The organism is Flavobacterium sp. (genome assembly GCF_025352425.1).
Classification (GTDB): domain Bacteria; phylum Bacteroidota; class Bacteroidia; order Flavobacteriales; family Flavobacteriaceae; genus Flavobacterium.
In genome coordinates, this window is sequence record NZ_JANXTI010000007.1 from 19050 (window position 1) to 43641 (window position 24592).

Consider the following 24592-nt stretch of genomic DNA (forward strand, 5'->3'; position numbering starts at 1 on the left):
AAGTGTTTTTATTTTTTTATTTCGTTTACATATTCCATAATATCACCAGGCTGACAGTCCAATATTTCGCAAATCAATTCCAAAGTAGAAAGCCGAATCGCCTTAACTTTTCCAGTTTTTAGAATTGATAAATTTGCTGTTGTAATTCCAATTCTCTCTGCTAATTCATTAGAACGCATCTTTCTTTTGGCCAGCATTACATCAAGATTAATTACTATTGGCATAGCTAAACTGTTAAATCGCTTTCGTCTTTCATTGTTTTAGAGATTTTAAAAACTTCACTCAAAACCATGAAAAACAGACCCAAACTAGCGGTAAATAGAAACGAGCTAAATCCGCCCCCAAATTCTATAGATACAACTGACGTGCGAGAGAAATTATAAACCAAAAGAATACAAGCTGTTAATGTTGAGGAGAGTAAAAAACTTTTCCCTACTTTGTCCAATAAAACGACCACTTCATCACTAAAAATAGTTCTTTTTTGAAATGACATCAATACCTTTCTAAATAAAAAGATACCATATGCAAACAGGAAATAAGCAATAACAGCAACTAACAAAAGAAATTTTGTAGATAAATCAGTAACTAAAATTTTTTGTCCATTTATCTCTATTGGAATATCAATTACCTCTTTTGAAAAAAACATATAAGGAACGAACAAAGTCATCGCTATAATTGCAATGATAGAAAAGAACCAAAATAAATCAACTAAAGATTTTAAGAATTGTAATTTTTTCATGATAAATGGTTTTAAAGTTGTTACAAATATATATAAATTATCGAATAACAATAATAAATGTAAAAAAAACAATAATTAATTTGAATTTATATAAAAAAGCGTTCCTTATATTTGTGCCGATGAAACTTCCAAAATCACTCCAACAAAAACTCCAACAACGAAAAGTCAACAGTGCTTTACGCCAGTTGCCAATTGTTAATGATTTAATCGATTTTGTCTCAAATGACTATATCGGCTTTGCCCAAAACGAAACAATTTTTGAAGCAACACACCAATTTCTTTTGGATAAAAATATAAAAACAAATGGCGCCACAGGATCGCGTTTGCTTTCCGGAAATCATGCTTTATATAATGAAACCGAAAACTCTATCGCCAAATTCCATAACGTTGAAGCCGCACTAATTTTCAATTCGGGTTATGATGCCAATGTTGGTTTTTTTAGTTCAGTGCCACAGCGAAATGATGTGATTTTATACGACGAATTATGCCACGCTTCGATTCGCGACGGAATCCGGATGAGCAATGCCAGGAGTTACAAATTTCCGCATAACGACTTAGAAGATTTAGAAAAGCTATTGACAAAACTTCAACCGATAAACGACAACCGTCAACCTACAACAACTTACATTGCAACCGAAAGTGTTTTCTCTATGGATGGCGATTGCCCAAACATGGAAGAACTAACTGCTCTATGTGAAAAATACAATGCCTACTTAGTCGTTGACGAAGCACACGCACTTGGAGTTTTTGGCGATTCCGGAGAAGGATTGGTGCAAAGCTTGGGTTTACAGGACAAAGTATTTGCCCGTATTATGACTTTCGGAAAAGGATTAGGCTGTCATGGCGCGGCAGTTTTAGGCAGTCAGGAATTGAAAAATTATTTAGTCAACTTTGCCCGAAGTTTTGTTTATACAACTGCACTTCCGCCTCATTCTGTTGTGACAATTTTGCAATCTTACAAACAGCTGACAAAGGAAAAAACCACAATACAAAAACTGAAGTTTAACATCATTTTCTTCAATCAGGAGAAAATGCGATTGGGTTTAAAACCAATGTTTGTCTATAGCAAATCAGCCATTCAATGTGCTATCCTTCCCGGAAATGAGAAAGTAAAAAAAATAGCTGTACAACTCCAGCAAAAAGGTTTTGATGTCAGGCCAATCTTATCGCCAACAGTTCCCGAAGGACAGGAGCGTTTGCGTTTTTGCCTGCACAGCTTCAATTCGGAAAATGAAATCTCCAATGTGTTGCAATTGTTAGCTACCTTTGTTTTTTAAGTTATGGAAGAAGAAAAATTTACACTACTGCGCCGATTTCAATATTCAAGTGAAGCTATTATTTACCAAGGTAAATTAGAAAGCCAGGGAATTGAAGTTTACCTTAGAGACAATAACATTGTTGATTCGAATCCGTTGTACAGCAATGCGGTTGGTGGGGTGAAAATGTTTGTCAAAACAGAAGATTTTGATAAAGCAAATGAAGTCCTGGGTGAAGTAAGCCTTTATTCTGTTGATGACGATCACCAACCTTTAAAATGTCCGGAATGTGGCGCAGAACAAGTCGAAATGGAGACTTCGATTGATGGCGTGAAATCCTTTTTTCAGGTTGCAATTCTCGGTGCGTTCGCTCAGTTCTTTTCAAAGTACAAATACAAATGTCAAAACTGTAAATTCGAATTCAATTAATGAAGATATTCATAACAGGAATCGGTACTGATGTGGGTAAAACCATTGCTTCCGCTATCGTGGTCGAAGCGTTGGAAGCCGATTATTGGAAACCTATTCAGGCCGGAGATTTAGATAATTCGGATAGTCATAAAATTGAACGTTATATTTCTAATGACAAAACTGTAATCCACGAAAGCAGTTATCAACTCAACACGCCGGCAAGTCCACATTTGGCTGCACAGCTTGACGGAATTAAAATCGATTTAAAAAACATCATAGAACCACTTACTAAAAATCATTTGGTAATTGAAGGAGCAGGCGGAATTCTAGTTCCACTTAATGATACTGAATGTGTTGTCGATTTAATCCGAAATGACTATAAGGTTATCGTGGTGTCGCGCCATTATCTGGGAAGCATTAATCATACTTTACTAACGATTGAAGTACTCAAAAGTAGGAAGATAACCATTGCCGGAATTATCTTTTCGGGAGATGAAAATGAAGCAACAGAAACCATTATCCTTAAGAAAACCGGCGTAAAATTTATCGGCAGAATTGACAATGAACCTTATTTTGATGCGAATGTGATTAGTTATTATGCTGATAAATTCCGTGATGAATTTTTAACTCTATAGAAACAAGGGCAAAGAAACAAGAAGCAAGAATGTTTCTTAGTTATCTTTGCATTTCTAATTAGAAAGGGCAAGTCTTTTCTCTTGCTTCTTTCTTCTTTCTTCTTAAAAATGAACCTTTCCGAAAGAGACAAACTATACAACTGGCATCCCTATACGCAGCACAAAACAGCGGCTGATTTTCCGGCTATTGTCAAAGGAGAAGGCGCGTTGCTTTGGGATGAGAATGGCAAGGAATATATTGACGCCATTGCTTCCTGGTGGGTGAATCCTTATGGTCATTCCAATAAAATTATTGCAGATGCGATCTATGAACAGCTGACAACTTTGGAGCACGTGCTGTTTGGTGGTTTTACACATGATAAAGCCGTTTTATTGGCCGAAAAGCTGATGACCATTCTGCCGAGAAACCAAAAGAAACTCTTTTATTCCGATAACGGTTCTACGGCGGTAGAAGTCGCTTTAAAATGTGCATTGCAATACAATTATAACAAAGGGATAAAGAAAACAAAAATCATTGCTTTTGAAGATGCCTTTCATGGCGATACTTTTGGGGCCATGGCCAGTAGCGGTATTTCATTTTTTACTGAAGCATTCAAAGGTTCGTTATTGGAAGTTGTTCGAATTCCGGTTCCGACAATTGGCAATGAAGAACAGAGTTTACAGGCATTACATAATTTAGTGTCTACAAATGAATATGCTGCCTTTATTTTTGAGCCTTTGGTTCAGGGCGCCGCGGGAATGGTGATGTACCGTCCGGAAGTTTTAGATACAATGATTCTTATCTGCAGCAAAAATCAGGTGTTTACCATTGCCGATGAAGTAATGACGGGTTTTGGGAAAACCGGAAAGATATTCGCTACAGATTATTTGGTTAACAAACCAGATATGATGTGTTTGTCAAAAGCGTTAACCGGTGGAACAATCCCAATGGCTATAACTAGTTTCACACAGGAAATCTTTGATGGGTTTTATGATGATGACACCAATAAAGCGTTGTTTCATGGCCATACCTTCACCGCAAATCCAACAGGTTGTTCCGCTGCTTTGGCGAGTATTAATCTGCTGCAAACAGAGGAAATGCAAGGTAATATTACGCGGGTAAATAAGCAGCACTTGGCCTTTGAACAAAGAATTAAATCACATTCAAAAGTAAAAACCACTCGGGTTCTTGGCGTCATCTTCGCTTTAGAAATCCATTCCGAAAAACAGGAAAGTTATTACGGCACAATGCGCAACACGCTCTATAATTTCTTTATGGAGAATGGTGTAATCCTGCGACCGGTTGGAAATATAGTTTATATTTTGCCGCCTTATATTATTACCAATTCCCAACTGGAAAAAGTATATGCGACGGTGGAAAAAGCGCTAGGAATAGTGTAGCTTTGCACTACTAATTTCCATTAAAACATTCTTTTGAAAAGATCTATTGCCATAACTTCAATTGCTTCCTTTTCTCCATTGGGAAAAACTTCTTCTGAGGTTTGGAATGAATATTTAACTCCGCAAACATTGATTGTTGAGAGGATGATTGGCGACAACACTCATTTGGTGGCACCATTATCAAACAGCTTAGCACAAGACGCTCAGGCATTACGGGATTCAGACGTGAAATACAAGGCACTTGACAATTCGGTGCTTTATGCTATTTTGGCTTCAAGGGAAGCTGTGAAAAAGGCAGGTTGGAATAACGCTCAGTTTGGTGTCAACATTGGTTCTTCCCGCGGTGCTACACAATTATTTGAAAAGCATCATAAGGAGTTTTTGGAAACGGGAAAAACACCGACGCTAACTTCGCCAAGTACAACTTTGGGAAACATTTCTACCTGGGTTGCCCATGATTTGAAATCAAAAGGTCCGGAGTTATCACACTCTATAACCTGTTCTACCGCTTTGCACGCTTTGCTTAACGGAATTGCCTGGCTGCAAGCAGGTATGGCTGATAAGTTTCTGGTAGGCGGAAGCGAAGCGCCCTTAACCCCATTTACGATTGCCCAAATGCAGGCGTTGAAGATTTATGCTAAAACGAATGAAGACTTTCCCTGCAGAGCTTTAGATTTGGATAAAACCAAAAACTCGATGGTGTTAGGCGAAGGCGCTGCAATGGCGTGTTTGGAAATTGGAGAACAAAAAAATGCCTTAGGATACGTTACCGGGTTTGGTTATGCTACAGACGATTTGCAACACAGTATTTCCATCACAGATGAAGCAGAATGTTTCCAGAAATCGATGAAAATGGCATTGCAAAATCTTTCCCCGGAAGAGGTTGATGTGGTTGTGATGCATGCGCCGGGAACCATAAAAGGCGATAAGTCGGAATACAAAGCAATACAAAAAGTCTTTACTTCGTCAGTTCGACCTTTGGCTTCGGGTGGCAAAAAGCTTCCGATGTTGACGACCAACAAATGGAAAGTGGGCCACACCTTTGGTGCTTCCGGAATGTTGAATATTGAAATGGCGCTCCTCATGATGCAACACCAACAGTTTATAGGCGTTCCATACAGCAACCTTTTCAGGGTTTCAAACCCCGAAAGGATTATTAAAAACGTACTGGTAAACGCCGTTGGTTTTGGCGGTAATGCGGTGAGTATTTTGCTTTCATTATAATGAAAGCATTCATTTATCCTGTCCAATATATTTATTCCTCCTGATGATAAATAAAAACAACCACGGTAGTTTCAAAAAACGTCCCCGGTAACTTTATAAAACAACCACGGTAACTTTACTAAACAACCGCGGTTGTTTTTTAAGATGAGCCTGAAGCTTGTAACGGTGTGTCCTGAGGAAATTGAATTTTCCAGCGGATTAGGGCAACAATTCTTTGAGTTTCTCATACACCAAATTGCTTTCCCAGCCTTTGCGTAAGAGGTAATCGCAGAACTTTTTTTTCTTCTTCTGGGTATTTCTTTCTGTGATGGTTTCCCAATGCCGATCTGCCAGTTTATTAAACGCCGCTTCGTATTCTGAATCGGAGATTTCGGATAGTGCACATTTTATATTGGGTGCTGAAATATGCCGTTGCCTAAGTTCGTTGACGATACGAATTTTGCCCCAAATTTTGATACGGTGTTTTCCCCGGGCAAAGCTTCGGGCAAAACGCTCTTCGTTTAAGAAATTATGTTGGATTAAATGAACAACAATGGCATCTATTTCTTGGTTTTTCATGCCTAAATCCCTGGTTTTCTGCACCACTTCCTGATGACAACGTTCCTGATAGGAACAATAATATTCCAGTTTGAGTTGTGCTTCTTTTAGTGTTAGTGCGTCGTTCATTTATGTGCAAATACCAATTCTGGCAAAGTTAGAAAATTGAAAATAAGCAGCAATGCTGTTTTATTTAAGATTATACTGATGTAATAACAAAGCTATAAAACCCAATTGCGTTAAAAAACGTAACTAAAAACATCGTTTTCAATGAATTTAGACGTAATGTTCATAAACATACTGTTTATTAATATTTTCTTAAGCATGTACTGCTTTTAATTTTGTTAATTTTATTATCCCCTTGTTGCTAATAAAATCCTGACCTTGTTCTGCAAGGTAGCGTCTATTACTTTGAAAACGAATAAGATAACATAATTCATTTTACAATGAAACAAAAAATATTTTTTATAACGCTTATAATTTGTGTGTTTGGTTCTATGGGAGCAAATGCCCAGTTATTACAGTGGAATACTTTTGGCAATACAGGCTTAGAAACTACGGAAGCTAGTATTTTTAATAATGTTAATATTAATGCTTCTACTTTGACGACAGGTTCTATAACCGCAGCGGGCAATGCTAACAGGTTGGGAGGAACCAATTGGTTTGATGCCGGTAATACGGCGGCAGGGAGTACTTTAAGCGAGGCTATAGCGGGAAATAATTATATACAATTTGTGGTCACACCTCTTTCCGGCGCTACTTTTACACCAACATCTTTTGTATTTAATTGGGATTCATCAGGAACAGGGCCAAAAAATGTGGCCTTGCGGTCGTCAGTTGATGGCTATGCTGCTAATCTTGGTGCCATCGCTCCGGTTGCAGCTATTGGAACGGCTAATACTATTGCCATATCGGGAATTACAAATAGTGCATCAGCTATTACTTTTAGGATTTATGGCTATGGAGCTACCAGCACTGCTGGTTCCGGTGGTTTAGATATTAGTACAAATGTGGTCAATGTTACCTTAAACGGAACAACTACGGCGGCATGCACGCCTCCAACTATTTCTTCTCTTTCGCCGGCAGCGGGAATTGTAGGCAGTCAGGTCACTATTACTGCAAGTTCAGGCAGCCTTAGTGGAGCCACAGCCGTTTTTAACGGGATAACTGCAACCACTGTTTCAAGTTCTGCTACGCAATTGGTCGTAACGGTTCCTACGGGAGCGACTACCGGGAATTTAGTCATTACTGATACGCAGCCTTGTTCGGCTACTACAACTTTTACTGTTTTAACAGCTGCATCAGCGTGTGCCGTTCTTTCGGATTTAATCATAAGTGAGGTTACTGATACCAATTATGGTGGACTCAGTTATATAGAAATTTATAACGGAACAGGTGTTTCTGTTGATCTTTCTGCCTATAATTTACAATTTTACGCTAATGGAGCCGCTTCACCATATGCAACAACAGGGGTTAGTGGAGTACCCGCTTTTTCCGGTATGCTTGGTAATGATCAAACCTATACGGTAAGCACCTCTCCAAGCGCTTCTCAGTGCGGAATAACCGGAGGGAATGGTTCTTTGGCTAACTTAATTACGACGGTGAATGGTGTCAATTTTGGCGTCGCTGCTGATGACCAGATAGTTCTTTATAAAGGCATTACAAAAATAGACAGTTGGGGAGATGCTACCGGTAACTGGTCTTCCTCTTTAGGCATTGGTACATCAGGCGCTGATTTTAGAAGAAATCCCACAGCTGCAACTTTACCAAGTACCACTTATATTAATGCTGACTGGACAGTAATAGACTGGGCAGGTACGGGTTCAGGAGCTTGTCCGACAAATGATTACACAGATATCGGCACTTACAATTATACCCCGACTTTGTCAACGACTTGGAATGGCACCTCTTGGTCTAATGGAGCACCAACGTTGTCTCTGTTAACTATCATTAACGGCACTTATAATACAGCTTTGAACGGAAGTTTTGAAGCGTGTAGCCTTATTGTTAAGGGCTCGAAAACGCTCACCATTGCTGCTAATCAATATGTTGCTATTCAATATAATTTAACGGTAAAACCAACAGGGAATATTATTGTTAATGACAACGGCTCATTAATTCAAATAGATGACACCGGTGTTAATTCAGGAAGTATTGATGTGAAGAGAGTGGCAACAATTAAGAAAACAGATTATGTGTATTGGTCTTCACCGGTTTCCGGTTTTGGAGTGCAAAGTATATCACCAGGTTCTCCTACTTCCCTTATTTGGAAATGGAACACTACACTGGCCAATGCTAATGGTGGTGAAGGAACTTGGCAAAACACCAGTGAAATAATGCAGGAATCTAAAGGCTACATTGTGAGAGGACCTGATAGTTACAACAATGCTGCAGCGGCTGATTTTACCGCTACATTTACCGGAACTCCTTTTACCGGCGTATGCCAACCTAGTATTTTCAGAGGGAATGATACTAATGCCGGTTCGACCGGACCCAATGGAATTATGAGAAGTATAAAAGACGATAATTGGAATTTATTAGGAAATCCATACCCTTGTTCTATTAGCGCCATTAAGTTTTTAACACTTAATGCCAATATTGATGGTAACATCCGATTATGGACACATGGTACTTTACCTAATGCAGCCGTTTTAGATCCTTTTTATGGAAACTTCGTTTACAATTACGATCCAAGTGATTACATTACTTATAATGTTACGGGCTCGAGTAGCGGACCTAGTGCCTTCAACGGGTATATTGCTTCCGGTCAGGGATTTTTTGTAATTATGAATGATGGCCCCGCCGATGCTACTCAAAAAGTAACTTTCAATAATTCATTGAGAGAAACCGTAGGAAGTCCAAACACTTATTATGACAACTCCTATTTTTATAAAGCAAATTCTCCTACAAACAATTCATCAGGTGGTCAAAAAGGAAGAATCTGGCTAGACCTTATCAATAATAGTTCAAGTAAATCAAGTCGTGCTTTGATAGGATATTTATCGGGAGCAACTTTAGCTAAAGATAGATTGTATGACGCTTTTTTTGTGGTGGGAAACAGCATGAGTATTTATTCATTGATAGATGATGAGGCGATGAATATTCAAGGAAGACCCGCTCCATTTATAAATTCTGATGTGGTGCCAATAGGAGTTAAAATCAGCACTGCCGGAAGTCACACTATTGCCTTGGGGGCTATTGATGGATTATTTGAAAATGCCAATAGGGAAATTTACATAGAAGATACCATGACAGGTGTCATACACAACCTGAGAACAACGGCTTACACTTTTACTTCCGAAGCCGGGAAGTTCACCAATCGATTCAAATTGCGTTACCAAAACCGAACCGGAGCAGAAAGCCATAATCCTCATTATACCGCTACTGCTGAAAAAGTATTGGTTTACTGCAATCAAAATACAATTACGGCTTATTCATTTTCTGAAAAAATAGTCAGTATCAAGGTATACGATTTGTTAGGAAGATCAATTGAGGAAATACCAGGTTTAAATAGCCAGGAAGTTATTATGAATCTGCCTGATATGAACCATCAACCGGTAATCCTGAAAATTACTCTGGAGAATGACGAAATTATTTCAAAGAAGCTACTATTTTAAGATTTAGTTTATAAATTTATCTATTGGTTTGAACATAAAACCCGAACTATAACGTTTTCGTTGCAGAAATTGCCATCAATTGTTATAAAATAGTGTAAATCATAATGTTTTAATAACTTAAAACCATTGTAATTTAGTAATTTAGATGTAGATTTGTTTCCCCTTTTCTACTAATTACGTCTTGACCTTTTTTTGTGCGCCAAAAAAGGCCTTTTGCTATGGCTTAAAAAGATATTTAATTATATGAAAAATAGAAAATTACTAGTTATTCTTGTGCTGCTTTTTTCTGCTGGTTTATTTGCTCAAACCCCTACTAATGGTGGTTTTGAGGCGGCTCTCAATGCTGGAACGGACTGGACATTGGGATCAGGTGGTACAGTTAATACTAATTCAAGAACAGGAGTTAAAGCATTAGATTACACAACTAGCTCAACTACTCCTGGACAAGCAAATGATAATGTTTCAACAACAACGGTCGCGAATGGCGAATATGCTCATTTAATTGGATGGGCAAAAGCAGCAACAACAACTACAATAAAAATTCAATTTAGTCTTTTTAATGGTGTTTCATATAGTAACAGTGCGAGTTTACCAGTTTTAACCACTACATATACCCGATATACCTATTCTCTTATAAATGCAAGTGGGTCTGCAGGATTCAAAGCTAGAATCCTTTTCAGGGCTAGTACGAATGGCACACCAGGGACAGCATCGTCGGATGATTTCATAATGTATAATTTTAATTCAGCAACAATAGATTTAACACAACCTACTGCGGCAACGTCGTTTACAGCGGGTGCTACATTGACAAGTTCGGCTACTTTTTCCTGGACTAATGGTTCGGATGGAGCTGCCGCAGGAGCTACAGGAATACAAAATACTATTATTTTACGGACTACAAATTTGGCAGCGGCTTCACCGGTCATGAATGACCAAGGGGTTTATTCGGTTGGCGGCGGAGCATCGGGACCAAATACAGTATCCACTTGGAATGTTATTTCCACGTCAGTAAGTTCAGCAGCTACTTCTTATACTGATACCACCGTTGCGGCAGGTACCACCTATAAATATGCTGTTATTCATAGGGATTTGGCTTATAATTATTCGGCTGCTTTAATGGGTTCACTAACTTGTCCATCCTTAATAACTTCAGCACAAACCGGAAATTGGTCTGCCACCACAACTTGGCTAGGTGGCGTGGTGCCTGCATCCAATGCCGATGTTATTATAGCATCGGGACATGTGGTAACAATGGATAGTGCTTCTTATAACACTAGAAATGCAGGGACAAGTACTACTGTAAATTCAGGCGGTACGTTAGTCTCAGGCGCTTTTGCTTATAATAATAACGGCACTACAACCGTTAACGGGACATTCCAATTAGATACCGGAGGTTCAGTCACGGGTAACGACTTTGTTTATGGTGGTTCACCTAGTACTTTGGCGTTAAACACTGCGGTAACGGTTGTAAACACAGATCAATATTGGCCAACTAGTGGTCCGTATAATGTCACCGTTTTATCGGGTGGTTTAACAATGAATTCCGCTAACAGGACGGTAAATGGCGTTTTTCAAACATCCGCTTCGGTAACATTGACTACTACTACTTTGACATTGAATGGTACTTGTCAGATTAATTCAGGAGGTTCTTTTGCTACATCTGCGCCTACTTATGGAAGTAGTTCGACTTTGGTATACAACCAAGGAGGTTCGGGTAGCGTGACTAATGAGTGGACTGGAAATAGTCCAACGCCCGCGGCAGGGCTTGGGACACCTCAAAACGTTACAATACAAAATACAACTGCGCTTACCACTCCGGCAACTGCCCGAAGCATGGCAGGTGATTTAAATATTAATAGCGGTAATTTTACTATAAACGCCAGTAACAATTTGTATATAGCAGGCAATTGGAACAGAGTTTCAACAGCAGTCTTTACACCAAGTACAGGTAAAGTTTTTTTTAGTTCCGGTATTGCTAATACAATACACATTGTTACTGTTTCAGGAGGAGGAACAGAAACATTTAATACAATAGAAATTCAATTTACCGGTACTTTAAAAATTGCTACAGGAACTAATATCACCGTTTCCGGGTCAGCCGGTTTGACTTTAAACTCTACAAATGCTACCTCTGTTATAGACTTGAACGGACAAACGCTAACAGTTTCAGGAGGAGGTACTTTAGGATGCGGCGGCAGTGGTGTAAAAAACATTACGAGTTTGGTGGCAGGTGGAGTTCTAAAAACTACAACAAGTGCCATTACCATTTCAGCAGCAGGTTCGGGAACTTTGGTTACAGATGCTAACACGACTATAAGATTACAGCAAGGTGCCATTATACCGGGAGCTTCTTTATTAACGGTTTTTGGTACACTACAAATTGAAGCTAACGGTTTTGTATTAACTAACGCACCTATTTATGGAAGTGCTTCTACCTTATCGTATGCTACAGGGGGTTCCTACACCAGGGCGATTGAATTTAGTGCAACAAGCGGACCTATAGGAACACCAGGGTTACCTAATAATGTTTTGATTACTAATAGTCCGACAACATTAATTGCGACAACATTGAATTATTATAATCTTACTTATACAGGGGCAAAAGCCATAAATGGTAAATTGGATATCAACGCCGGTTCAGCTTTGAATTTTGGAGCTACAACAACAGGCGGCGCGTTGACGGTACCGGGGAATGTTACGAATGCCGGAACCATAACTTTGGGAGCTGTAATAGGAGATGATTTAAAAGTAGGAGGAAATTATACCAATACAGGCGCCGGAGTTTTTAATGGTAACAGCAGGGCTATCTGGTTTACAGGTACAAGCCAAACTGTTAATTCTGTAACGGCTTTAACCATTCCTTTTGTGGTAACTTCAGCAGGTACGGTTGTTCAGTTATTGTGTGATGTTGTAATATCGTCCTCGTCAACAGGAGGAGTGAATGTTATTACGTTTGGTGCAGGCAGTGTGATTGATATTAACGGGAAAAACTTAACGATAGGATCGACCGGTAATGGCGGAACTATAACGGGAACGGGAACTTTTAAAGGAAGTATCATTCCAACTACGATAACAGATTCAACCCTGACGCTATTGGGTACAGGAAGTATAGGTACTGTAACTTTCGCCTCCGATTTTAATCTCGGAACGTTTACGATGAACCGTCAGGCGGCAACTATAGGTTGCGTGATGGGATCAGCTTTAACGGTTAATAATAGTTTAGTATTAACAAATGGTCTGATAGATTTAGGCTTAAGTCCAAACAATTATAATTTAACATTAGGGGCAAGTGCCGGTATTAGTGGTGGTGGTTCAAATAGTTATGTTTTAGCTTATTCAACTACCGGAGGACAATTAATTAAAACATTTAGTGCTGCCGGAGCGTTCACTTATCCGATTGGAGACAATACTTCCGGCATAGACTATTCGCCAGCTACCTTAACTTTTTCGGGAGGAACTTATGCAGGAACGGTAGGCGTTAGAGTGGTTGATGCTATTCATCCTAGCAACACTGGAGCAACAAGTTATTTATCAAGATTTTGGCAAGTTTCCGCATCGGGCGTTGCACCTGCCAGTTATACTTTTGCTGGCACTTATATCTCGGGAGTAAGTGATGTTACAGGAACTGAAGCAAGTTGTTTTCCTGCGCGTCATGATGGTACAAATTGGGTTGATGTAGGAGGATCCGCTATTGGCTCAACTACTTGTACAGTAACAGGAACAACTTTTCCTTCTGCAACTAATGATTTCTCAGCAGGTTCCGCTTATCCGGAAATAAATATAAAAGGAGTTATAGGGACTAATCCAAGTATTGCATCGGGAACTATTACACCTTCAGGTTTAGACAATACATTGTTTGCTGCTACTAATGTGGGGAATATACAAACCAAAACATTTAGAATTGAAAATTTAGGAGTATTATCTCTTAGTATTTCAAGCATAACATTATCTAATAGCACAGATTTTACAGTTACAGCAAGTACTCCTTACACTATAAGCGGTGCTAGTTTTGTTGATTTTACAATTTCATTTAACCCAACTATGCTTGGGACATTAACGTCTACGGTTTCTATTGTTAGCAATGATTATACTGGCGGAGAAAATCCATATACATTTTCAATTCAAGGTAATGGGACTTGTGCACCTACCTCAAATACAATAACTCCAACCTCGGGACCGGTTGGCACCGTAGTAACAATTAAGGCCGTTTCCCCTTATAATCTAACTGGGGCTACAGCAGCTTTTAATGGAGTCGCTGCGACTGTTACTTCAATATCTTCGTCTCAAATAAGCGCTGTTGTTCCTACTGGTGCTGTATCAGGAACTTTAGTTACAACTAATGCGTCAGGTTGTCAGGCATCAAATGCATTTACAGTTATTAATAACGTTGCTACTTCATGTCAAGGAACACTAACAGTTTCGGATTTATTTATAAGCGAGGTTACGGATGCTACCTATGGAGGGTTAAGCTACATTGAAATTTATAATGGAACAGGCGCACCAGTTAATTTATCCAATTATAGCTTACAGTTTTTTGCAAATGGAAGCGCTACATCATATAGCACACAGACACTTTCAGGGACTGTGGCAAATTTATCAACTTATACTGTTAGCACTTCTTTAAGCGGTTCTTCTTGCTCAGTTTCTGGTGGCGATGGTACATTTGCTAATTTGCAGACAAGTATTTCGGGTATAAATTTCACTTCTGGAGGACATGATTATATAGGATTATATAAGATCAGTATTTCTTCCATGATTGACTCTTTTGGTGTTTACAATAATGCAACATGGGCAAGTAGTCTAGGAATAGGTGATAGAGGAGCCGATTTTAAAAGAAAAAATACGGCTACTGTGCCTAAGTATGCCTACACAAACGCGGATTGGAATGTAACGGACTGGCTGGGAACGGGTTCATCCTCTTGTTCAACAAATGACTATTCTGATATAGGGGTTTATAGTTTCTTATCAGGAACCCCACCAACTGTAACTGTTAATCCAAGTTATACACCAACTTGCATAGCTACTTCAATGTCTGTTGCGGGTACTGAAGGTTATGCAGGCGGTAACGCACTTACCTATCAGTGGTATGTTGTTGCGCCAAACACAACTTCTTGGACGGCATTAACAGATACAGGCGTTTATACCGGATCAACAAGTGCTACATTAAACATTTCAGATGTTTCTAGTTTAATCGGCTATCAATATTATTGTCAAATAAGAGAAAATACCGCCACATGTTATTCGGGCTCAAATGCGGTAATGATTACCGCGGTGTCAAGTACAACATGGCAAGCTGGAAACACATGGTCTAATGGCTTGCCAACTACTAGTAAAGTAGCTATCATAAATAATAATTATGACACTTCAGTTAGTGGAAGTTTTGAAGTATGTAGTGTTACCGTTAACAATGGCTTTACGTTAGATATTAAGAGTAATACTTATGTTTCAATAATTAATGATTTGACTGTTAATGCCGGAGGGAATTTATTGGTTCAAAATAATGGTTCATTGGTCATGGTTAATGATAGTGGAGTTGTTACAAATAATGGAAATACTCAAGTCTATAGGACAGCTTCAGGAGTACGAGGGTTCGATTATGTTTATTGGTCTTCACCAGTTATCGGGCAGTCAATAGACAATTTGTACTCAAGTCCGTCGCCAGGATTTAAATACAAATGGAATCCTTTAGCAACCAATATTAATAGTCCTACGAGTACCGGAAATTGGCAACTCACATCTGGCATTATGCTTCCCGCTAGTGGCTATATTGTGAGAGGTTCCAGCTCTTATGGAATGGCAGCGTCAAGTATTCCAAGTATTTTTACCGGGGCTGTTAGCAGCGGGGTTGTCCCATCTTCAATTACCCGAGGTTCTTATCAAGGAGTAAATTATTCTGGCGCAAATTCTGTAACCGTTACTAAATTTGATGATAATTGGAATTTAATAGGAAACCCGTATCCATCTGCTATTAAGGCATTAGACTTTTTAACTTATAACAACAATATTTTAGGTTTTGTTTATTTGTGGACACACGGAACAGCACCAGTATCTACAACTAATTCATTCTATAACTCTTTTGCTTACAATTACACATCTAACGATTATATCACATATAATGGTACAGCAACAACAAGCGGCCCATCTGGATTTAATGGATATATAGCCAGCGGGCAAGGGTTTTTTGTGTTAATGAATGATGGTGCAACAGGAACGCAAGTTGTCAATTTTAAAAATAGCATGAGAAGTAAAACTTATGATAATAGTCAGTTTTACAAAACAACACAAATTGGAAATGAAGATAAACATAGGATTTGGCTAGATTTAATTGACTCCAATAACGAGCCAGTTAGAACAGTAATTGGCTATGTTCCCGAAGCCACGACTGGTCTAGACAGATTATACGATGCGTATAAAAATACTGCCAATGGTAGAAATATTTATTCCCTTGCAGAAAATGAAACACTGATAATCCAGGGAAGACCAACGCCTTTTGATCAGAATGATCAAGTTCCAATCGGAGTTCATATTACGGCAGCCGGGAACTATAAAATTGCGATTGCTGCTGTTGATGGATTGTTTGAACATGACCAACCAATTTTTTTAGAAGATAAGGAATTGCATATAATTTATGATTTAAGACAAAACCCATACAATTTTTCGGCTGTTGCCGGGACATTTAATGATAGATTTGTATTGCGATACACCAATTCTGCGTTAGGTAATCCTGATTTCGAAACTTTAGGAAATGTAGTGTTGACCACCAATCATAGTGAACTAACTATTAAATCGTTTGTTGAGAATATAGAGGAAGTAACTGTATATGATGTACTAGGCCGACAATTGTTCTTTGCAAAAGGAATAAGTAGTACTAACTTTGTGACTTCTAATATTTCAGCCAGCCAACAAACATTGATTGTGAAAATCAAATTGGAAAATGGCGTAATGGTTTCAAGAAAAATTATTTTATAGATTCGGTTTAAAAAATATAAAAGCAGGAGTTTTTAAAAAGTTAAAATGAATGATAGTTAACTTAATAAGCTCTTAAGATAACGGTGTTAAATTTCCGATAAATAAGGTGTAGATTTGTTATCCCCTTTTCTACGAATTTCTGCTTGACATTCTTTGTGCGCCAAGAATTGGCTGTTGGTTGTGGAATCAATGAGATATATAACTCATTTTTAATGAAAATTAAGATACTTTTTATTGCGCTTTTAATAAGTGCATTTTCCTGGGGGCAGACTACGGTAACGGTAAGTGGATTAAGTACTGGAACTTGTCCATTCACACCAACATCAACATGGACAACGCCTCCGACTGGATTAACACTTTCTAACATAACAAGAGGATTTGGTGTTACTTGTGCTTCCGTGGCAGGAGCAATTACAGGTACTGGTTTCAATGGAAATTTAGCAACAAATATTGGTGCAAGTAAATGGTATACATATAGTGTAACAAGTGATGCAACAGTAACGTTTTCTGTATCAAGTCTCGTTATAATTTCTCGTATAAGTACCGCTACAGGTAGCCCAAATGTATCGGTTCAATATAGTATTGGTGCAGGGCCAATGACAGTTATCGGCTCTTTTACACCAACTACGTCAGCAACGACTTATACATTTACTCCGGCAACTGCCATTTCAGTTGGAGCTAGTCAAGTTTTAAATATTTTTATAATACCTAATACGTTAAGTGCTTCAACAACGACTAGTCGAGTTGAAAATAACTCTTCGATAACATTAGCAACCGCTCCAACAGGTTGCACGCCACCCGCAGATCCGCCCACTGGCGCTATTATATCAGGAACAACACCAGCTTGCACTAACACCACTTTGAGTAGCTCGGCAACCGTTTCATCTCCACTTTTTTACTACTGGCAAACGAGCGCCACAGGAACTAACACGGCTAATGATGCCGCCACTCCTTTACTGGTGGCATCTACTAACACCTATTGGATTAGAACTTATAACTCTTCTACCTCTTGTTGGTCTACAAATTCAAATACAACTTCTTATCCGGTTACTATAAACGCACCGGTAACCATTACAACGCAACCCAGTAATCAATCCGCTACAATAGGTGGTTCGGTTACCTTTACAGTTGCCGCTACAGGAACAGCGCTGTCCTATCAATGGCAATTTTCTACTAACGGAGGTAGCAGTTGGATTTCTGTAGGAGCCAATTCGGCGAGTTATACTACGCCAGCCACAGTTATAAGTGATAACGGTAATCTATATCGTGTTGTTGTAAGCGGTACTTCTCCTTGTAATCCTGTAACCTCTGCTTCTGCTACACTTTATGTGTGTGCCTTAACTGGCATTTTAGCAGCAGGTACTTACGCTATACCCTCTTCATGCTTCCTTACTGTGGCAAGCGCCGCATCCTATCTTAACACAAATGGTATTGCCGGTCCTGTAGTTTTTAACATAGCTGCGGGGCATAGTGAGACGGCACCTAGTAAAGGAATTGGTCTTGGCAGCGCGACGCTAAACCCTACGTTAAGTTCATCAAACACAATTACTTTTCAAAAAGTCGGTGGGACAGTAACCCTAAACGCAGGTGTTGGAACGGGTACGCCCGCCAGTGCTTCGCCAGACGGAATCTTATATTTAAACGGCGCTGATAATGTTACACTAGATGGATTGACTTTTACAGACGGGAATACGACAAATCCTGCCACTATGGAATTTGGCGTTGCCTTTTTTAAATTAAATGCAGGAGACGGCTGTAATAACAATACCGTTAAAAACTGCACGTTTAATATGCAACGGGTTAATGGTGTATCTGGCTCCGGACCAATGTTTGCTGGATCTTGGGCGATTGAGGTTTTGAATTCAACACCTGCGGCTGCTACCACTAATCTAACTCCGACCAATGGTGGAACATTAGCAACTAATGGTACCAATTCGGGTAATAAGTTTTATAGTAATACCACCAATGGAGGGTATGGAGGCATCGGATTAAGTGGATTTTTAGCCACAGTAGGGGTTGGACCAGCTCCAACCGCAGCAACCTTTCTTGGGGATTTAAATAATGATATTGGAGGCACTCCGGCTGCAGGCGCTACCATGGGTAATTCGATTTTAAATTATGGAGGCAGCAGTACTAATTCTACCGCCGGTGTCCGCGTCAATAATCAATGGGGTGTTAATATATCCAACAATACAGTAAACAATAACAACGGCTCCGGAATAAATCATACAACTACTTTAAGGGGAATTTTTGCTCAAGCAGGTACTAGTGCCAATGCAACCATCAATTACAATATCATTACTGTTAGTTCAGGGGCAACCACAAGTCAATTAAGCGGAATAGAAAATAGTATCGGTGCAACACCACTTTCTAATACAGTTTCCATTAATTACAATACAATTGTTACCAACTATTCTACAGCTAGTAGTGGTCCTACGTATGCTTTATATAATAATGCTACATCAATGGCGAACTTAAATATAAACAATAATACTATTTCTCTAAACTCTGCAGCAACGTCTGGACTTAATTATATTATAGCCATTTCAGGAGCAGGAACAATAAGCAATACTTTAAACATAAATAATAATACTTTAACGGCTATTCTTTCGGCTAATAGCACGATTGCTACATTGAGAGGAATTCATTGTTTTGGTGGATTATCAACATGTGCAACAAGTATTTCAAATAATAATTTTAATGGTTTAACCTATACAGGAACTACTGGAGGAAGTGGTGATACTACTGTAATATTTCATGGTGGAACCCCTCTATCATGTACAATCAGCAACAACAATTTTAATAATTTAGCTATTAAAACTACTGGTAAAATACATTTGATTTATAATACTTATACAGCTCCGGCAAATGGAAGTAAGACTATTTCGGGTAATGCAATAGTTGGCAGTTTTGCTAGAACATCAGGTGGAACAAATGGTTTTTATGGATATTATGATCGTGGAAGTTCACCAAGTTCTGTTACGCATACAATAACTAATAACAATTTTTCAAATATAACAATAGATCCATTAAGTAGTGGAGTATTAGAAGGAATTGACACTGAAGATTTTTTGTCAAGTAATCCCGTTTTAAATATTACAGGTAACACGATGAGCAATTGGACTAATGGGAGTGGTGGTGTTTACGCAATTATTGGTGACGGATTCGCAGGAACTGCTGGAACGCCCAATATAGTTTCAAATAATATTTTGAATAATATATCTACACAAGGACCGGCTTTTGTTTATGGTGTTTACATAGGTTCAGCAGCAAATTATGTAGATGTTTTTAATAATTCGATTAGTCAACTCAAAGGATTAACTTCTACAACTGGTAACTATATTATAGGGGTTTTTTCTGCAGGCGCAGACAATGTTAGGATATATAAAAACAACATTAATGGTTTATCGGGAATAGGATCTGCTACTATCATCGCTGGTATATATGCAGATGGAGCCGGTTCAAAAGAAACAATTTATAATAACATTATAGGAGATTTATCAGCTAGTGCTTCAAGCGCTATTTATCCGGGACCTCCTGCAGTAGCGGGCATTTTTGTGTTTAAAGGAATAACATGTAATATATATAATAATACAGTCTATTTATCAGGAACTAGTTCAGGGACTGATTTTGGAACGACTGCTTTATATGCTGAAAATACCAATACGGTATTTGATGTAAGAAATAATATTTTAATTAACACATCTACTCCAAAAGGTTTAGGTCGTGCTGCTGCTTTCCAAACTTCGCTAGTATACGATCCAACCTATTATTCAAGTACTTCAAATAATAATTTGTTTTATGCGGGAACTCCAGGAGCGACTAAATTAATTTTCTATGATGGAACAAACTCAGACCAAACACTAACTGATTTTCAAACAAGAGTTGGAGCAACAAGAGATGCGGACTCGTTAACAGAGTCTTTTTTTGATGCTACCACTTATTTCGAGTCCATCATCGGTTCGAATTCTCTTTATCTAAAACCAAAATCCCTGTGTAATGTTTCATCGGCAAATAATGCCGGAGCTTCTATAGGAAGTATTACAGATGATTATAATAGCGCAATCCGTGATGCCACCACACCAGATATAGGGGCATGGGAGTTTGACAGTCACGGTAAGCGATGGAACGGAACAATTGACGCGAACTGGAATACAATTAAAAACTGGACACCAAAAGGAGTGCCATCCGCTACGGATTGTGTTTTCATTTCAGCAGGAACACTTAATGCGGCTGTGATTTCAGGAGATAATTACAGTGCATTAGCACTAAACCTTACTGTTGAAAATGGAGCTTCTTTAACTGTAAATTCTGGTAATACTGTTGGTTTAGGTAATACACTCACTGTTACAGATTCAGTAATAGTTGCTAATACTCTACCAGCAGGCTCTTTATTAATTAATAATAACTCTGGTCTTGTTCAAGTCACAGATGTGGATAATGCAACTACAAATTCCAACTCTGGCGACATAACATACATACGTACTACGAGGGCTATGAGAACTTATGATTATGTTTATTGGGGCTCTCCCATAACTAAAACAGGATCGTTTTATCAAATTCCAAGTGCCTTTGACCGTTATTATAAGTTTGTTACAACGGGCGGTATGAATGGAACTTATACACCTTTGACTACAGATAATATAGCTGGTCAGGGTTATATTACACGTGTAAAAAACGACCCGCTTTATACACCGACGCCTTCGGCTATAAATTATTCGTTTGTTGGTACGCCCAACAATGGTGTAGTAAATATAACCGCAACAAATTATGACACTTCTTCCTTAGTTAGCGGAAATACGATTTTACTTGGCAATCCGTATCCATCGGCTATTGATGCCGATGCTTTTATTGCCGCTAACATAAAACCGGGTTCTCCCGGTCCCGCGACCATAACTGGAACAATCAACCAAACGATAGGCGGAGCATTGTATTTTTGGACCTCCGGTACTGCATATTCAGGCACAGGAAGCTACAACTTTGCCGATTACTGTACGTATACAAAACTTGGAACTGCCAATGGTGTTCCAGGTACCGCAGTGGGTGGTTTGAATGCAAGTGGTAAAATTGCTGCAGGTCAAGGTTTCTTTGCACAGATTTTTGCAAGCGGACAAATAACTTTTAACAACAGTATGCGTGTAGCGGGCAACAATACAAATTTCTTCAGAAACGCAAATTCGACAACCGATGCAATAGCCACTGTAGAAAAACATCGTATTTGGTTAAATTACTCTAGCGCAATAAGCAACATTAGTCCGGCTTTTAGACAGATGCTAATTGGTTATGCTGATGGCGCTACAAATAGCTTTGACAATGTTTATGACGGATATAGCTTTACAAACAATCAAATTGATTTATATTCAATCGTAGACAACCAAAATTTTTCTGTACAAGCTCGTGCATTGCCATTTTTAAATACTGATATGGTGCCGTTGGGTTTTAGAACGACGACAACTGGCGATTACATCATAAATATTGACCATGTTGATGGATTATTTGCAGAAGGTCAACCTATATTTTTAGAAGACAAAGAATTAAATATCATTCACGATTTGAGAACGGCACCATATAGCTTTAACGCTAGTGCTGGACGTTTTGACGATAGATTGGTATTGCGATATACTAACGCCGCCCTAGGGAACCCAGATTTTAGTATTGAGAATAGTGTTTTTGTTGCCACCAATCATAGCGAATTAGCTATAAAATCTTCTATTGAAAACATTCAAGAAGTTACCGTTTATGATATGCTTGGTAGAGAGTTGTTCAAAACTAAGAACATAAATAATAACAACTTTTTGGGTTCTAATATTTCGTTGAGCCAACAAACATTAATTGTTAAGATTAAGTTGGAAAACGGCGTAACGATTTCTAAAAAAGTTATTCTTTAAGTAAGAAGAGAAAAGAAAATAGAAAAAGCGGTCTTGTTATTAATAACAAGACCGCTTTTTTTAGTGTATTTTATTTTCTGAACGACTTATTACTTCCCTTTTGTTGAGGCTTCTAAATTTCTTTCAATAGAATGACCAGGTCGCGACCACTTTGGCTTTTCTCCCATAGTTTTATATTGAGAATCTTCAGCTTCCACTGTTGTACGCTGCATTACTTTAATGAAAGGCTTTTGAGCTGTCAAACCCAACGTTTCAAACATTTTCATGTCTTCGTTCACATCAGGATTTGGTGTAGTTAATAATTTATCACCTGCAAAAATAGAGTTTGCGCCGGCAAAGAAACACATAGCTTGTCCTTCGCGGGACATTTCCATTCTTCCGGCCGAAAGGCGAACCTGGGTTTCGGGCATTACAATGCGGGTAGTAGCTACCATTCGGATCATTTCCCAAATGGCTACTGGTTTCTCATTTTCCATCGGAGTTCCCTCAACAGCCACTAACGCATTAATTGGCACCGATTCAGGTTGGGGATTTAAAGTAGAAAGTGCGACCAGCATTCCGGCTCTGTCTTGTATACTTTCTCCCATTCCGATAATTCCACCGCTACACACAGTTACATTGGTTTTACGGACATTTTCGATGGTTTCCAACCGGTCTTCAAAGCCTCGGGTAGAAATTATTTCTTTATAATAATCTTCTGATGTGTCTAAGTTGTGATTGTAAGCGTATAAACCCGCTTCTGCCAGACGTTGTGCCTGATTTTCGGTAATCATGCCCAAAGTACAGCACACTTCCATATCAAGTTTATTGATAGTTCGCACCATTTCCAAAACCTGGTCAAATTCTGCACCGTCTTTTACATTTCGCCATGCCGCACCCATACAAACTCTCGAGGAACCATTTGATTTAGCACGCAAAGCTTGGGCTTTTACCTGACTTACTGTCATTAAATCATTACCTTTAATATCGGTATGATATCGGGCAGCTTGTGGACAATAACCGCAATCTTCGGGGCAACCTCCTGTTTTTATAGATAATAATGTGGAAACCTGAACAACGTTTGGGTCGTGTTGTTCTCTGTGGATTGTCGCTGCTTCGTAAAGCAAATCCATCATGGGTTTGTTATAAATAGCAATGATCTCTTCCTTAGTCCAATTGTGTTTGGTAACGCTCATAAATGAATTTTTCGTGCACCAAAAGTAGTTAAATTGTATGGAAGTTACAATTTTGTGAAATATAAATAAGAAGTTGGTCTTTTAGTCTTGGGCTGCCATTTTGCTTCTCCAATATTGCACCGAAACAAAAACCACGATTAGTGCTGAAGCTACACCTTCGAACAAAATACCGATACAATACTGATTGGCGGTTGGTTTTCCACCAAATAACAAATCTTGTGAAAGATTATTAACATATTCATCGCCGCCTCTTAAATGAATATAGGATACCAAACCAATTATGGACAGAAAAACACCGAGAAAAGCGGTTGTTCCTGCTGAAAATAAATTATAGGCATAGTCTTTTTTTCCATGCTCTACGTTGTAGCTAAGGGTTCGCGTAACTCCATACCAAACAAAAAGAACATTAAACATTCTTAGCCATAAGATATCTGATAAATTAAAAAGATCGATGATTAAAAAGTAGGCTGAGATGCCGACAAATATTATGATGGCATTAATAATTTCTTTTGGCAGTTTCATATCGATAAGGTTTAAGTGAATAATATGCACATTATCAAATTTAAGAAAATATCTTGGAAAAGTCAATTATTTAACTAAAAGGATGAAAACAATTCTTCAATCATTAATGTCCGATAAAAAATAAAAAAGACTATTTTTATTTTTTATCTAATTGTTATTCAGTTATTTAATTTTTAAAATCTCTCGTTTCTCAAAACAAGGCATCAAAAAAATGACAGTTGTTTTATTTCAGACTTATC

13 protein-coding genes are annotated in these 24592 nt (G+C 38.5%); 8 read left to right on the forward strand and 5 right to left on the reverse strand.

The window, feature by feature from the left end:
* Positions 1 to 8 precede the first annotated feature (8 nt).
* Positions 9 to 224: a helix-turn-helix transcriptional regulator gene (locus tag Q0Q99_RS00680; protein ID WP_293889915.1), complete on the reverse strand. Its 216-nt coding sequence runs from the start codon at positions 222 to 224 to the stop codon at positions 9 to 11.
* Positions 225 to 226: 2 nt separating this feature from the next.
* On the reverse strand, positions 227 to 739 hold the full coding sequence (locus Q0Q99_RS00685) for a DUF2975 domain-containing protein (RefSeq protein WP_293889917.1): 513 nt from the start codon (positions 737 to 739) through the stop codon (positions 227 to 229).
* A gap of 119 nt (positions 740 to 858) precedes the next feature.
* On the opposite strand from Q0Q99_RS00685, the gene Q0Q99_RS00690 reads away from it, so the two are divergent.
* The 5 genes from Q0Q99_RS00690 (at position 859) to Q0Q99_RS00710 (ending at position 5645) form a co-directional block, all read left to right on the forward strand.
* Positions 859 to 2016: a pyridoxal phosphate-dependent aminotransferase family protein gene (locus tag Q0Q99_RS00690; RefSeq protein WP_293889919.1), complete on the forward strand. Its 1158-nt coding sequence runs from the start codon at positions 859 to 861 to the stop codon at positions 2014 to 2016.
* Between the two features lie 3 nt (positions 2017 to 2019).
* Positions 2020 to 2424 carry a DUF2007 domain-containing protein gene (locus Q0Q99_RS00695; protein WP_293889920.1) on the forward strand — a complete coding sequence of 135 codons (405 nt, stop codon included), beginning with the start codon at positions 2020 to 2022 and terminating at the stop codon, positions 2422 to 2424.
* Positions 2424 to 3041, forward strand: coding sequence for a dethiobiotin synthase (gene bioD, locus Q0Q99_RS00700; protein WP_293889922.1), 618 nt, complete (start codon positions 2424 to 2426; stop codon positions 3039 to 3041). Before Q0Q99_RS00695 ends, bioD begins: the two co-directional genes overlap by 1 nt.
* 108 nt (positions 3042 to 3149) lie before the next feature.
* A complete protein-coding gene (bioA, locus tag Q0Q99_RS00705) occupies positions 3150 to 4421 on the forward strand; it encodes an adenosylmethionine--8-amino-7-oxononanoate transaminase (RefSeq protein WP_293889924.1) in 1272 nt (423 codons plus the stop codon).
* A gap of 33 nt (positions 4422 to 4454) precedes the next feature.
* Complete coding sequence (locus Q0Q99_RS00710; protein WP_293889926.1) at positions 4455 to 5645, forward strand: beta-ketoacyl synthase N-terminal-like domain-containing protein; 1191 nt, start codon at positions 4455 to 4457, stop codon at positions 5643 to 5645.
* Between the two features lie 198 nt (positions 5646 to 5843).
* Here Q0Q99_RS00710 and Q0Q99_RS00715 read toward each other — a convergent pair whose 3' ends face one another.
* Positions 5844 to 6311 (reverse strand): regulatory protein RecX, encoded by a 468-nt coding sequence (locus tag Q0Q99_RS00715; RefSeq protein ID WP_293889928.1) that lies wholly within the window; start codon positions 6309 to 6311, stop codon positions 5844 to 5846.
* A 317-nt stretch (positions 6312 to 6628) separates the two neighbouring features.
* Between Q0Q99_RS00715 and Q0Q99_RS00720 the strand changes: the two genes are divergently transcribed.
* The 3 genes from Q0Q99_RS00720 to Q0Q99_RS00730 all read left to right on the forward strand — a co-directional run bounded on the left by Q0Q99_RS00720 (position 6629) and on the right by Q0Q99_RS00730 (position 22656).
* Positions 6629 to 9799 carry a lamin tail domain-containing protein gene (locus tag Q0Q99_RS00720; protein ID WP_293889930.1) on the forward strand — a complete coding sequence of 1057 codons (3171 nt, stop codon included), beginning with the start codon at positions 6629 to 6631 and terminating at the stop codon, positions 9797 to 9799.
* Between the two features lie 243 nt (positions 9800 to 10042).
* A complete protein-coding gene (locus Q0Q99_RS00725; protein ID WP_293889932.1) occupies positions 10043 to 16768 on the forward strand; it encodes a T9SS sorting signal type C domain-containing protein in 6726 nt (2241 codons plus the stop codon).
* A gap of 212 nt (positions 16769 to 16980) precedes the next feature.
* Positions 16981 to 22656 carry a T9SS sorting signal type C domain-containing protein gene (locus Q0Q99_RS00730; protein ID WP_293889934.1) on the forward strand — a complete coding sequence of 1892 codons (5676 nt, stop codon included), beginning with the start codon at positions 16981 to 16983 and terminating at the stop codon, positions 22654 to 22656.
* 89 nt (positions 22657 to 22745) lie between these two features.
* Here the strand turns inward: Q0Q99_RS00730 and bioB are convergent, their stop codons facing one another.
* On the reverse strand, positions 22746 to 23831 hold the full coding sequence (bioB, locus tag Q0Q99_RS00735) for a biotin synthase BioB (RefSeq protein WP_293889936.1): 1086 nt from the start codon (positions 23829 to 23831) through the stop codon (positions 22746 to 22748).
* Between the two features lie 81 nt (positions 23832 to 23912).
* Positions 23913 to 24353: a hypothetical protein gene (locus Q0Q99_RS00740; RefSeq protein ID WP_293889938.1), complete on the reverse strand. Its 441-nt coding sequence runs from the start codon at positions 24351 to 24353 to the stop codon at positions 23913 to 23915.
* Between the last annotated feature and the right edge of the window lie 239 nt (positions 24354 to 24592).